Source organism: Bacterioplanes sanyensis (assembly GCF_002237535.1).
Classification (GTDB): domain Bacteria; phylum Pseudomonadota; class Gammaproteobacteria; order Pseudomonadales; family Oceanobacteraceae; genus Bacterioplanes; species Bacterioplanes sanyensis_A.
Map to the genome: position 1 here is coordinate 972,901 of NZ_CP022530.1, position 13,699 is coordinate 986,599.

Genomic DNA, 13,699 nt, shown 5'->3' on the forward strand with positions numbered 1-13,699 from the left:
TTAGTCTCCCGGATTTTGCTGGCGACGCAGTTGTCGTTTGGCCAGAAGGTAGTGCGTTAGCAACACCAGGGCGGCGATGGTGGCGAGAACCAGCAACAGGAACAACAGCGGATGCTGTGTGAAGAAGTAGCCAATGCTTCGCTGTGTACCGATGCTGTCTTCATCGACGGGCTTGGTCAGTCGGGCGCTGCGTACCAGCCCAGGGCGATCCGAATCTGCACTCCATAACACGGTATCGCCAGCAATGCGGCTCCAAGGCTCAAACTGCACCAGCGCCATCACATCGGTGGCCAGCTTGTCGCTGTCCGCGCTGGTGACCACCACCAAACTGCGCTCTTTTTGTTGTGGATCACGCATCAACAGCATGGCGCTTTCTTTGCGGAAATCAGCATTCAAAGCCGCCGTGGCGTAAATGCGCTCGAGCTGCTCGGTTTGCTGCAGACCAAACCAAGCCTGCCACGATTCAGGTAGTAAACCGATTAACACGTTCTTGAAAGTGAACTCGGTCACTGCTTCTTCGCTTAGCTGCGGCTGCTGCGCGCTGCGACGCAGATTCGGGAACTGCAGCCGTTCCGCCACGCTAGGTGGCAATGATGCATCGACACCGAGTAATAAGGTCGAACGTTCCTGGTCGTCTTCCAGGCTGCCGAGATTGAGGCTGTAGTCCGCGGCCGTGAGGGCATTGCGATTGAGTTGTGCCAGTTTGCCCAGCAACGTCCAGGCGGCGGACAAGGTCCCGCTGCTGGTACTCGATAACACCACCCGCATGGCCTGGCCATCGGGCTCGTACGCCAGAGGAAGCCCCGTGCGTTGCAGTAGGTCCAGGTCGGGCAGCATAGTGACGTCACCGCGTGAATTCAGACGAATGGTGGACTGCTCAAACACCGTCGTTTTCAGGTGACTGTCGACTATCGGCTGGCATTCGCCACCCATAAAAGTGGGTTTCATGTCGGCGATCAGCTGCAGTTCGTTCCACCCTGGCTGCAGATGCGCATAGGGAATACTGATTTTCATGCGCTCATAGCGACCGCCTTTGGGATCGGACAATGGCAGGGCCGACTCATAACGACCATTGAGCAGCAAGTTGAGTACGGAATCGCTGTTCATACCGCCGGAATAGGCGGCATTGATTTCCAGGTCGAGGGTGTCTTTCAATGGCGCAAACGGGTCTGGCTGAGACCAAAACATCAGGCTGCTGCCTGGCGCTCCCATGCCGCTGAGGGTGGTGGAGCGAAAACCAAACTCGCTGAATCTGTGCTTGCGATCGCTATCTGGCATTAACAAGCCACGCGCTTGGCGGGTTGGCAGCGGTGGCAAAGTGAGCTGATCCAGTTCTGCTCGCTGGGCGTAAGGCAGCAACAGGCGGCCAGAAGCCATGGCTTTGCTGGCATCCAACAGTTGATCTTCGCTCGTGCCTGCCACCAGCAACACAAAGTATTCTGGCTTGTCCGGTCGCGGGAAAATACCGAAGTAGCCGTTGCTGATGCGGTTGAGTTCGTCTTGGCGCAAATACGGCATCAGGGAGTCGCGCGTGCCCAGCACGATCACATCACCGGCGCCGACGTTGCTGAAGTCGATGCCGCTTAGCACCGTGTTGGCGGCGCGCTGATCGCGAAGTTTGCCATCCAACCGCTCTAGTGGCTGATGCTGCACCCCCATTGGGGCGTAGTCGAGCAATAAGGCCGTGCCTTGAGCCACCAGTGATCCGGCTTCAAACACGGTCTGGGTGGCCAGCGCTGATGGCGAGAGGATGTTCAAGCGGTAGTAAGACCACAACTTAGGGTCTACCAAGCGTTCTAATTCGCTCAGCACCGGATTGAGTGGACGCAGCTTGGCTTCGGCCACCAGCTTGGATTGCTCCATGTCGATTTTGGTCCACAGCGACGCCCGCGTCGGGTCCTCACAGCCTTGGCTGTAATGCTGGGATGCGGCAAACGACAGGTCGTAGTAGCCGGGTTTCATGGCTGCCAGCGGCAGCGCCATACGAGCGCTGGTACGTGGCTTACTGCCTCGCAACGGCAACTGAGCTACTGGACGCTGGTCAAATTCGACGCCTAACACCGAGCCATCCACCACACCAATGGAATTGGTGAAACTCAGCTCTAGCCAGGCTTTGCTGATGTGCAGACGATGTGGAATGGGAACACTGATATCTTGCACCGCGTTGGCGCCGCGTAAGTCCATCGGCACGCTGTCCCCTTTAAAAGCAGACAGCGGCGCATGAAAGGCGCCATCTTTGAATTGCACACCTTCCAGCGCATGACTGGAGAACAGCGGTAAGCACAAGGCTCCCAGCAGCAGTCGTGACCAATAACCTTTCAGTGCTGCGGCCGGTGCGTAACCGGTGTCGAACATCCGACTAATCATGGGACTCCTTGGATTTACCTAACAGTTGTAAAACGACAAAGCGAATGTGCTCCACGCCGTAGCGCAGGGCTGTGCTGGTAACAAAGCTGAGGCCGCGCCAGGTGGTCATGCGTTGGTGACGACGTGCCAAGTTGTGCTCAAGTTGGTCGCTGCTGCTGTACAACAAACGCACCACAGCACTGTGTTCGGCATCGCTGCGCGGATCAAAGTGAGCACCGATGCGATAGCGATGCTGGTGAGGGCTGCTGCCGACGTGGCGCACGCTGCGCACCAGAATGGGTAACTCGGACCAGTCATCGGCTGGCGCTAAGCGATAGCGCGCCCGTACGCGCTGGCCTTGAATCAATGCCGGCGGGCTTTGAAACCAAGCTTCTAATGCTGCGCCGGTACTCGAGGCATCGTGTACCCAAGCCACTTTCACCGGCGGCAGTGTGGCGCTGTTGAACATCACCGGAACCGGCTCTGGCAATACCATACGCGGTGCAGAGCGGCGTTGTTTACGCTCAAGCAGTACCCCCAAGGCACCAATGAGCATGATGAAGTTAAACACCGCCCAAGCACTGACGACGATCACCACGTCGCGATCAAGCGGGTAATAGGTGTAGCGATAAATGGCGGCAGCGAAGCCAATCAGTGATAGCCCCAAAAACCAATAAAACGGCGGCGCCAGTTGGGAAATGAAGTCATCCTCCAGGAACTCACCTTTGGGGGTAACGATAAAGGACGGCGCACGCGGATTTTTGAATACCTTGATCAGCCCAGGCAGAGCAAACAAAGACTGCATGGTTTCGTAGATTTCCGAAACAAACGGCCAGCGCACTTTGCCGAACAGGTAGTTCGACAGCCCCCAAGCGGCCAACAAGTGCGGCAAGGCGTAAGCCAGCATCTCTTGTAGATTGGCGTAGTAGATGTTGATGCCGAACAGGAAGTAGGCCAGCGGCGCCACGAGAAAGATGGCGCGAGCAAAGGGGAAAAACCAAAAACCGGCACTGGAGGTATAGGCTAGGCGTTTGGCCAACGACAGCTTGGGGCGTGTCCAAGGGTTTTTGAGCAGGAAAATCTGCATCATGCCCTGCGCCCAACGCACTCGCTGGCTGATAAAGCCGGTAAACGTTTCCGGCTGCAGCCCCGCAACCATGGGCTTGCTGATATAGGCGCTGTGATAACCCAAGCTGTGCAAATCCATGGCGGTTTCGGCGTCTTCGGTGATGCTGTCACCGCTGATGCCGCCAATTTGCATCAGATACTCACGGCGCAACACCGCTGCTGAACCACAAAAAAACGTGCCGCCCCAAAAATCCAACCCTTGCTGAATAACGCCGTAAAACATCTCGTTTTCGCTCGGCATTTTTTCGTAGGTCGATAGATTCTTTTCGATCGGGTCCGGGTTGAGGAAGTTGTGTGGGGTTTGCAGCAAAAACAGCTTCGGGTCTTTGATAAACCAACCCGCGGTGTTTTGCAGAAAGTCCTCGGTCGGCACGTGATCGGCGTCGAGAATTAAGATCAGCTCGCCATGGGTATGCTCCAACGCCGCATTGAGGTTGCCCGCCTTGGCATGATTGTTCTGATGACGGGTGAGGTAGCGTACACCGATTTCGTCGCACAGTGCCCGCAGCTCGTGATGACGTCGATGTGCCTCTTCACGCACAGCCGGGTCACTGTGATGGTAGCGGCGAAACAAGGTGCCACCGTCGTCGCATAAGTAGACGTTGAGTTTGTCTTTGGGGTAATCGACATCGCGTGCCGCCGTCAGCGTGATGCGCAGAATGTCGGCGTCTTCGTTGTAGCTCGGGACCATGATATCGACCGTCGGCCACAACGATTGATCCTCCGGCAATGGCACCGGCTCACGTCGCCAGGGGTTGATGTTGACGAACGCTCCGAGCAAATAAATCAAAATGCCGTACAGCTCGGCCAGATACAGCAACAGCCCTGCGATCAGGCTGAACGGATCATCGTCGGGCAGGGTATTAAAGGTGCGCCAAAAGAAGTAACGCAGGGTTAAAAATACCGCCAACAGAATCACCAGCACGCGCAATGGACTGTTGCCCTGGCGATGCAGCGATTGTGGTGTGGTGGTCAGCCGCGACAGCAGATAAAACGCCAATAACGCACAGCCGGCCAATAAGTACTGCGGCAACAATAACAATGGCAAGCTGGCCAGCCACAAAAACAGCAACACTGCGATGATCCACAGCGTTCGAACCGGCCAATCTGACAGGGTGGTGAGACTCACTGAGCATTCCTTGCGCTGGTGTCAAAGGGCGTTGCGTAACTTCCGTTGTGCCTGCGTCGCCAAGTGCGGATGGTCGAGCTGGATCTGCTCCAGCGCTTCGCGAATGTACAGCGGTAGCTCGCCCTCGGTGCCCGGAATTAATGCGCTCATCAACCGCTGCTGCTCAGCCATGCTGGTCTCATAGTTGTTATCCAGCTGTAGTTGCTCTTGCTGCCACTGAGTCATTTCCCGCTGCCACTTTGCCCCATTGAGTAACATGCCAAGGCCAATCGGCTGGCGTGGCTGCTGCTGTTGATGCTCAGCCTTGAGGTGATAAGTCGAGCGCACGGCTTGCTCGGCGGTTTGCAACGCGTGCGAGAACTCCTTGTGCAGGCGCGCGACGTACTGTTGGTAAACGCCTTTGAACTCGTTATCCAACTCATCCACATGATCAGCTTCATCGCTACTGGGCTGGCTGCTGCGCTCGAGTTCAAGGGCATCGCTCAGGTCAGCGACAGAGACAGTGTTAGAGGCAGTAGAAGCAGCGTCCGCAGGTGTTCCATTTACTGTGGTCTGTTCAGGCTGCACAGAATCAGCGGCCACGTCCGTAACGGGTTCATCGCCGGCGGTGTTGGTTGCCGCAGCAGCCTTTTGAGTTTGGTTGGCGTCGTTGGCGATCGGCTGTTGGCGCTGGTGAAACTCTTCCAGAATGTGCTGGGTGGCGGCGTTAATCGGCCGCACTGTGTCTTGAAAGTAACCGTCTTCATCCGTCGACGGTTGGTGAAACACACTCACTCCATCGTCGCGGGTGCTGCTGATGTTGAGCTGCAAGCGCTCAATGTGCACCACCTTGGCGTCACCTAAGCTGCCACTGGCGAGCAGATTGCGAAATTCATGCAGACCAAACACGTCGGCGGGGTTGTTCAAATCCCAGCTGAGTTCGCCATCGACCTCACCTTCTGGGTTCACCATCAGCTGCCGCTCACGCACGCGATAACAGGTGTGCGATTCGCCATCGCGCCAGAAACTTTCACGATTGAGATAGCCATGGCGATACAGGCTATCCAGGCCTGTTTCAATGGTGTCGATACTCATACCAGTGAGTTCGTGCAGCTCTTCACTGGGCGGGCAATAGTTGTGGTCAGCCACCGATTGCACGGCGTAACGAACCGCGAGCAGTACCGAAATGGCTTCGGGAGCCAAGCTGGCGAAGTCGCCACGGTGAATTAATACGTCGGTCAGCTGATTCAATGAATCGGTGACCATCTGAGCCTGTGCTGGCGTACTAACGTCTGCCGAAGCCATAGCGTATGAACACCTTTTTGAGTACGGTTGCGATGATACTGAGTGCATTGCCATGGATCCCTCCGGCGCACGTGATCTTGCGTTTTGTTAGCGGTGGCGTTTTGTCGTCGTTAGCGCAGCAATTTCGGAAGTCAAAAAAGCGTCGTTTTGATTGACGAGGTATTAGACAAAATCAACCATCGGTTCTTAATTGCTGCTGAGTATTGCACGGTAATGGGAGCGAACTGACGCTTTAGTGTTACTCTGTGTAACATGGGCCGGTTTTTCAGAACTGTCGCAAACCGTCGTAATGGAGTGACGTTATTTTGACCTGTTCGCTTGGATGTGGACGTATATCGTGAGGCTGATCTGAATGGGACCGGCGTTTTACTACCAATCTTTCGCCATGATGTCCATGGCGTGTGCGGTGTTCTTGTGGCCACTGTATTTGCTCAATCGCCAGCAGCCGGCGATGCGCCCATGGCTGATTGCTTCCATCTGTTTGCCCATGGGGCCGCTGCTATTGCCACTGCAAATAGAGGGGCATTTGTGGTGGGGGGTGACCTTTGCCAACCACTGTTTAATGGCCTGGACGATGCTCACCATGGCCGGCGTGCTGACCTACTGCGGCTGGCCTAAAAAAACCACCTGGCAGTTGTCGTTACTGCTGACCTTGAGCTTTAGCCTGCCGTTTAACTATTACACCTGGATCGACTTCGATACCCGAGCACGCATCATCATTTACAGTCTGATGTACATCGTGGCGTACTCAATTTCCGCGTATGTGGTGTCGCATCGCTTTGGTTGGCGCACCGGGCGTTATGGCGTTAACTTGATGTTTGCCATGTGCCTGCTGATGGTGGTGATCATGCTGGTGAGGCTGACTACCGTGCTGTTTGACACCACCTTTCACACCATTATGGACGGTCGACTGATCAACTTGGCGGTGTCCAGTGTGGGCTATTTCGTCTGTTACGGCCTGGTATTGAGTTACGCGCTGCTGATGCAGGAAGACCGGCAATTAGAACTCGCGCTGTTACAGCAACAAGCCCAGCACAATGCCGCCGCCAAAAGTCGCTTTTTAGCGACCCTCAGTCATGAGCTGCGCACTCCGCTCAACGCCATTGCCGGGTTGGCGGAAGGCCTGCAATCGCGGCGACCAGAACCCGGTATACGCCAGGACTGCAGCGCCATTATCGATCATGCCATGGGGCTGTCGCAGCTGGCGCGAGACGTGCTGGTGCAATCCGAGCAGGAACACTCAGAATCTCATCGCCCGCAGCAAGTAGTGATGTTGGACAGCTGGTTGCGCTGCCTGGTGGCCGGTCTGCAGCCGCTGGTGCAACGCCCTGAGGTGAGCTTGCGGCTCGAGTGTGATCAGAAGCTGGGGTGTCGTCGCATCGACAGCGTGCGACTGCGTCAGGTGCTGACCAACTTGATCAGCAATGCGGTGAAATACACCGAAGCAGGCGAGGTGGTGGTCAGCGCCCAATCGACAGGCGCGCAGACCGTGCTGTTTGCCGTTAAAGACACCGGCCGTGGCATCGCCAAAGAGGATATTCAGCGCCTGCTGTTGCCTTTTACCCGCGCCGAGAAAGTTCGTGATCTGGAAGGCAGTGGCCTGGGGTTGTCACTGGCTCAGCAATGGCTGCGGCAAATGGACAGCCGGCTGCAGTGTGAAAGTGAAGCGGGGCGCGGCAGTCGCTTTAGTTTTAGCCTAGCGCTGATTCACGACGACGAAGAACTGGCGGCCGAAGCCGTGCCGTTGGACGTTCCGCTGGCGGTACTGGTGGTAGAAGATGTGTTGCTCAATCGCGACCTGATCGTTAACCAACTGCGGCAACTTGGCCATTGGGTAGCCAGCGTCGGCAGCTTGGCGGAAGCACGGCAACATCGGCGCCAGCATCATGTGGATGTCATTATTCTCGACATGAACCTGCCAGATGGCGATGGCCTGAGCTTATTACCCTGGCTCAGCGAGCAGCGCTTGATGACCGACGTCATCGCCTTTACCGCCGATAACAGCCAGCAACGTCATCAACGGCTGGTGCAAGCTGGGGTGGACTCCGTGCTCACCAAGCCGCTAACGATCGCCGCCCTGGCCGACGCTTTGCGGCCGCTACAAGAGGAAAAGCTCGACCCGCTGATCAACCACGAGCTGCTGGAGCAGACCCGTCGTTACATGCCGCCCGACTTATGGCCACAGCAGTTGCAGCAATCATTAACGGCGCTACTGGCCTGTGTGCCACTGCCGATTGGCGTGGAAGCCATGCGGCCGGTCATTCACCGTATCGCCAGCCAGAGCGCAAGCTTGGGGCTAAGCCGTGTGATGAGCATGGCCTTGAACTTGCTTGATCAAGATGGACCGATACAATCATCACAATGTATTGCACTGGAACAACTGTTAGTGTTCAGTGTCGAGCGTCTTAGGGAGCAGGGCACCGTTGGAGACCATGCAAGAACGGACACCGATCTTACTGTTAGAGGATGACATGCTGCTGCAGCAGTCGCTGGCTAATTTTTTGCGCCAGCAGGGCTTTGCAGTGCACTGTGCCGCTAATCTGGCCGAGGCTCGTCAGTTGCTGCGCCAACATCCGCCGCGTCTATTGATATCAGACGTGTCGTTGCCGGATGGTGAATCCATCGACTTGCTCAACGACGTGGAAGCGGAGTTGGGCACCATCTTAATTTCCGTGCACGACGCAGATCAGGATCGCATTCGCGGTTTGAGCGCCGGTGCCGACGATTACGTCTGCAAACCGGTGAACTTTGATGAGTTGCTGCTGCGGGTGAATGGTTTGCTGCGCCGTATGCCAGAGCCTGAACCGGATGGCATTCATTTTCTCGGCTTTGAGCTGGACGTTGAAACTCGGGTGCTGAGTAAAGCGGGCGAGCAGGTGAATCTCGGCGAGCAGGAAATGAATCTGCTGCTCAGATTACTGGCCAACCAAGGCCAACTGGTGCCACGCGATCGTTTAGAGCACTGTGTGTACGGCAATGTCTGTGACGATGCCTGGAAGCGCCGGCGCGCGATGGATGTGCTGATCAGTCGCCTGCGACGCAAACTCACCATCGACGGCGTGACCGACAATCGCATCGTGGCCTACCGCGGTCAGGGTTACATGCTGGTCCGAGATTGATCTGTTGCCCTTTTTTCCGATCTGGGCTTGGGTTAGTGTTCAGGTTTGTTGATGAACCAGTCACTGTATGACCGCCAGCCCAACCTCCATCTTGTTTGTTTTGAGTCAGGCGCCAAGCCAGCCATGTCTGAGCACTGTCATCGTCTCCCATTTGTTAACCCGCTTTAAGCTGAAGGAATTTCTATGAGTCAGTGTGACGTCACCGCTGTGCGCAACTATTTGCTCGATCTGCAGGATCGCATTTGCGCCGCCTTGGAAGCCGAAGATGGCCAAGCCACATTCGAGCACGACGACTGGCAGCGCGAGCCTGGAGCCAGCAGCGGTTTGACCGGCGGCGGCCGTACACGAGTCATGGCGAATGGTGCGGTGATCGAAAAAGGCGGGGTGAACTTCTCCCATGTGCACGGCCAGCAATTACCGGCATCGGCGACGGCATCACGGCCTGAGTTGGCTGGTCGCAGCTTCCAGGCGCTGGGCGTCTCGCTGGTGATTCATCCACACAACCCCTATGTGCCGACGTCGCACGCCAACGTACGTTTGTTCGTTGCCGAAAAAGACGGCGAAGAGCCAGTGTGGTGGTTTGGCGGCGGCTTTGATTTAACGCCGTTTTACCCGTTTGAAGAAGATGTGGTGCATTGGCATCAAACCGCCAAAGACTTGTGTCAGCCGTTTGGTGCAGAGGTTTACCCGCGCTACAAGCGCTGGTGCGACGAATATTTCTTCCTTAAGCATCGCAATGAAACCCGTGGTGTGGGCGGCCTGTTCTTTGATGACCTTAACGACTGGGGCGACGGTGCTGACTTCGAACGCAGCTTTGCCTTTATGCAGGCGGTGGGCAATGGATACATCGACGCTTATTGCCCCATAGTGGCACGACGTAAAGCACAGCCATACGGCGAGCATGAGCGCAAATTCCAGTGCTATCGCCGTGGCCGCTACGTTGAGTTCAACCTGGTGTTCGATCGCGGCACCATCTTCGGCCTGCAAAGTGGCGGACGCACGGAGTCGATCTTGATGTCGATGCCGCCTGTCGCTCATTGGGATTACGACTGGCAGCCACAACCTGGTTCGTGGGAAGAGCGTTTGTACACCGACTTTCTGCCGCATAAAGACTGGGTTTAAGGAGCCAACATGACAGATTTGTACGCCGTCATGGGCAACCCCATTGCCCATAGTAAATCGCCGCAAATACACACGGCCTTTGCCGAGCAAACCGAGCAGTCGCTGCTGTACTCGGCCATGTTGGTGCCAACCGATGGTTTTGACGAGGCGGTGAGCCAGTTTTTCCGCCGCGGCGGTAAAGGGCTGAACGTGACCGTGCCGTTTAAGCAAGACGCCTGGCGCTACGCCGATGAGCACAGCACGCGGGCGCAGCGAGCGCAGGCAGTGAACACTTTAATTCGCCAAGACGATGGCCAAGTGCTGGCCGACAACACCGACGGCGTTGGGCTGCTGCGAGACCTGACCGACAACCACGGCGTTGAGCTGCGGCATAAACGCATACTGATTCTCGGCGCCGGTGGCGCAGTGCGCGGCGTGTTGCAGCCGTTACTTGAACAGCAACCGGCCGAAGTGGTGATCGCCAATCGCACGGTGGCCAAAGCCCAAGCGCTGGCGCACGACTTTGACGACTTGGGTCGGGTGTCTGGTTGCGGTTTTGAAGCGTTAAGCGGTTTGTTCGATGTGGTGATCAATGGCACATCGGCCAGCTTAGTCGGCGAATTGCCGCCGCTGCCGGCTGGGCTGGTGGATGGTCACAGTGTTTGTTACGACATGATGTACAGTGCCGAAACCACGGTGTTCAATCTGTGGGCGCAGCAGCAAGGTGCGGTGATCACCCTGGATGGTCTTGGCATGTTGGTGGAGCAAGCCGCTGAAGCCTTTGCTTTGTGGCGCGGTGTGCGGCCAGCCACCCGCGACGTGCTGGAAGCCCTGCGCGCCGCGCTGAAATAGCAGCGGGCCTCTAAGGCCCGCGCACTCATTAGCTGCTGAGAGTAGCTAATGAGGCTTTAGTTGCTAGAAAGGCGATAGACGCTGGTGGTGCCGCTGACCTCGTTTCCGACTGCCAGCCAATGCTCACCGCCGCGGCTGAAGTACTCGATGGACTCCGGGCCTAAATCACCCGCCGCTGGGTTGTAGGTGTCGTTATCGCACTCGCCATCGTCATTGACCTCGGTGCACACCGGGGCGGTGAAGTCACGGTGGTTGAGGTAGCTCTGGAACACTGGCGCGCTGGGGATGCTGATGTCGTAAACGATGATGCCACCCTGGCGTTCTAAGCCGACAAATACAAAAGTGCGTTCGCCGATCTGGGCCACTTCAATGGCTTCAGGCTCGATGCCTTTGTCATCGCTGCGGTTGTCAGCGGTTTCCGACAGCAGGTTAACGTCATTGGTGGCGTTAAAGTAATCCCCTTCGCTGGCAAATACGCGTTTGGCGATGTCATCGCCGCTGTCAAACACCAGCTCGCCGTTGGCGTTCCAAATGGAAAATGAACGCGCGCCAAAACTCATCAGCGGTTCTGTGGCGGCGATGCTGTTTTGGTCGGTGACAAACTTCAAACGCTTCAGTTGGTCATTGTCGCCCAGCGCCGCTTTTAACGGATGATCATCCGCCACACGGTCTTGCAGGTCACCGCCGCGTGCTTCGTCGATAAAGGCGATGCAGTCATCGAGCTCAGTTTGATATTTGTTGGCGTCTTCGTCCTCGCCGCCTGGCTGGAATGCATCGCCATCCCATAAGTGACCTGCAGCATCGCAAACGGCTTGGCTAGCGCTGTACAGGTACTCGCGGCCATCGCCTTCATTGGCGGACAGCACGTAATCCTGGCCGTTGATGTTCACACTGGCGATGGTATCCGGCATGTACAGACCGGTGAGCAGCTCATAGCTGGCAAACTGCCCGGTGCCGGCATCTCGATTGGACGCGTCCAACTGATTGCCGCTGGCTGCGTCCCAAGGTTTGAGCCCCAGGCCTTTGATGGTATCGACGCGAGCGGAGGCAACGTCGATGATGGCCAGCGCGTTATTTTCCTGCAGAGCAACGTAGGCCTTGCCGTTAGATGCCAGAGTCAAATATTCAGGTTCCAGATCCTGCGCCACACTGGTGCCCGCCGGGCCGGCCAGTCGCACCATGGACCCCAGTTCAGCATGGCGGCTATTGCCCTGATTGAAGCCGTCAAAGCGAACCTGCTTTACCTGCGCCTGATCGGCAGTAAAACCATTGGCCAGATCGACGATGGTGACTGATCCTTCTGGGTCGTTGCTGTAATCGCCGCTCGGTTCGCCCTCGTTGGCGCTCAGCAGATAGCGACCGTCGCTGGATAAACTCACCATGTCGGGCAAGGAACCGGCAGGGTAGGTGGCCAGCAACGACAGATCATCACTGCGATAAAGAGCCAGCAGGCCGGGGTCTTGTTTATTAGCGGCTTCGATGGCCACTGCGACTAAGCCCTGTGCGGTAGACACGCTGTTGGCGGCGCCAATACTGATGCCTGCGGCAGTCGCTACGCTGTTGAGATCAATTTGACCGGCTTTTTGAGGCGCACTGTTGGCGCTGGCAAGCGACAACACATCAACGGTTTTGTCGTTGGCGTTGACCACGTACAAGCGGTCTGAACAGGCGTCGTAACTGACGATTTCCGCCGATGCACTGTCGAATGCGTTGCCTGATTGGTAGCTATCCACCAGAGATAGCGTCAGGGTACCGGCACCCAGTGGGGCGGCGGCTGCGCTGGTTTGGCATTGAATGCCGAGTTGTTGCAGCGGGCTTTGGCGGTCGCTGTCGTTGCTGTCACTGCCACAGGCTGCCAAGGCGGCGCTCATGGCGAGAAGTAAGGTGCGTTGTGTCCAGGTCGTCATCTGCAATACCCTGCGTGAAGAAAAGGTTCACGCAGGGTACAGACCAGCAATGACAGTTATGTAACGAAGCGGCTTATTCGCCGAACTGGCCGTTGTGGTAAATCTCTTGCACGTCTTCGAGGTCATTGAGCAGGCCGACAAAACGCTCGAAGGCATCGCTGTCGTCGCTGCTGAGCGGGTGCTCCATGGTCGGCAGGTAGGTGATTTCCTGCACTTCAAAGTCGATGCTGTCGTCCAGCTCCAGCAACGCTGTTTTGGTTTTGAAGAATTCCGTCGGCGGTACCAGCACGGTGATCATGCCGTCTTCGCAGTCGATGTCCGATACGTCAACATCGGCCATCATCAAGGCTTCGAGTGCGGCTTCTTCATCGTCACCAGCGAAGACGAACATGGCGCGGTGGTCGAACATGTGCGACACCGACCCCTGAGTGCCCAGCTTGGCTTTGCACTTGGAGAACACGCCGCGGATTTCGCCAAAGGTACGGTTGCCATTGTCGGTCAGGGCGCTGATCAGCACCATCACGCCGCCAGGGCCAATGCCTTCGTAGAGAGCCGGTTGAAAGTCTTCGCCGCCAGCGCCGGAGGCTTTATCCAACGCTTTTTCGATCACATGCGACGGCACCTGATCTTTCTTGGCGCGATCGATCAAGCTGCGCAGCGCCAGGTTACCACTGGGGTCGGCGCCGCCCGCTTTGGCCGTTACATAGATTTCACGGCCGTATTTGGAATAGACCTTGGTTTTTGCCGCGGCCGTTTTGGCCATGGATTCTTTACGGTTTTGATACGCTCTGCCCATGGGAATCGTCTTAGTTGCAACTAATGAAAGAATAAAC

9 protein-coding genes are annotated in these 13,699 nt (G+C 56.6%); 4 read left to right on the forward strand and 5 right to left on the reverse strand.

From position 1 onward, the window contains the following. From CHH28_RS04560 to CHH28_RS04570, 3 genes are read right to left on the reverse strand one after another with little or no spacing between them, the layout of a single operon-like run. Window positions 1–2,367: a cellulose biosynthesis cyclic di-GMP-binding regulatory protein BcsB gene (locus CHH28_RS04560; protein ID WP_094059196.1), complete on the reverse strand. Its 2,367-nt coding sequence runs from the start codon at window positions 2,365–2,367 to the stop codon at window positions 1–3. Next, on the reverse strand, window positions 2,360–4,603 hold the full coding sequence (gene bcsA, locus CHH28_RS04565; protein WP_094059197.1) for a UDP-forming cellulose synthase catalytic subunit: 2,244 nt from the start codon (window positions 4,601–4,603) through the stop codon (window positions 2,360–2,362). The genes CHH28_RS04560 and bcsA overlap by 8 nt, the downstream gene beginning before the upstream one ends. A gap of 21 nt (window positions 4,604–4,624) precedes the next feature. Then, a complete protein-coding gene (locus CHH28_RS04570; protein ID WP_094059198.1) occupies window positions 4,625–5,887 on the reverse strand; it encodes a hypothetical protein in 1,263 nt (420 codons plus the stop codon). 352 nt (window positions 5,888–6,239) lie between these two features. On the opposite strand from CHH28_RS04570, the gene CHH28_RS04575 reads away from it, so the two are divergent. The 4 genes from CHH28_RS04575 to aroE all read left to right on the forward strand — a co-directional run bounded on the left by CHH28_RS04575 (window position 6,240) and on the right by aroE (window position 10,959). After that, on the forward strand, window positions 6,240–8,357 hold the full coding sequence (locus CHH28_RS04575) for an ATP-binding protein (RefSeq protein WP_094059199.1): 2,118 nt from the start codon (window positions 6,240–6,242) through the stop codon (window positions 8,355–8,357). Next, window positions 8,320–9,006 carry a response regulator transcription factor gene (locus CHH28_RS04580; protein WP_094059200.1) on the forward strand — a complete coding sequence of 229 codons (687 nt, stop codon included), beginning with the start codon at window positions 8,320–8,322 and terminating at the stop codon, window positions 9,004–9,006. Before CHH28_RS04575 ends, CHH28_RS04580 begins: the two co-directional genes overlap by 38 nt. A 183-nt stretch (window positions 9,007–9,189) precedes the next feature. Continuing rightward, complete coding sequence (gene hemF, locus CHH28_RS04585) at window positions 9,190–10,128, forward strand: oxygen-dependent coproporphyrinogen oxidase (protein ID WP_094059201.1); 939 nt, start codon at window positions 9,190–9,192, stop codon at window positions 10,126–10,128. Window positions 10,129–10,137: 9 nt separating this feature from the next. After that, window positions 10,138–10,959 carry a shikimate dehydrogenase gene (aroE, locus tag CHH28_RS04590; RefSeq protein WP_094059202.1) on the forward strand — a complete coding sequence of 274 codons (822 nt, stop codon included), beginning with the start codon at window positions 10,138–10,140 and terminating at the stop codon, window positions 10,957–10,959. A gap of 56 nt (window positions 10,960–11,015) precedes the next feature. On the opposite strand, the gene CHH28_RS04595 is transcribed toward aroE, so the two are convergent. Next, window positions 11,016–12,866 carry a choice-of-anchor I family protein gene (locus CHH28_RS04595; protein WP_094059203.1) on the reverse strand — a complete coding sequence of 617 codons (1,851 nt, stop codon included), beginning with the start codon at window positions 12,864–12,866 and terminating at the stop codon, window positions 11,016–11,018. A gap of 73 nt (window positions 12,867–12,939) precedes the next feature. Next, window positions 12,940–13,662, reverse strand: a complete 723-nt coding sequence (locus tag CHH28_RS04600) for a YebC/PmpR family DNA-binding transcriptional regulator (protein WP_094059204.1) — start codon at window positions 13,660–13,662, stop codon at window positions 12,940–12,942. Window positions 13,663–13,699: the final 37 nt, after the last annotated feature.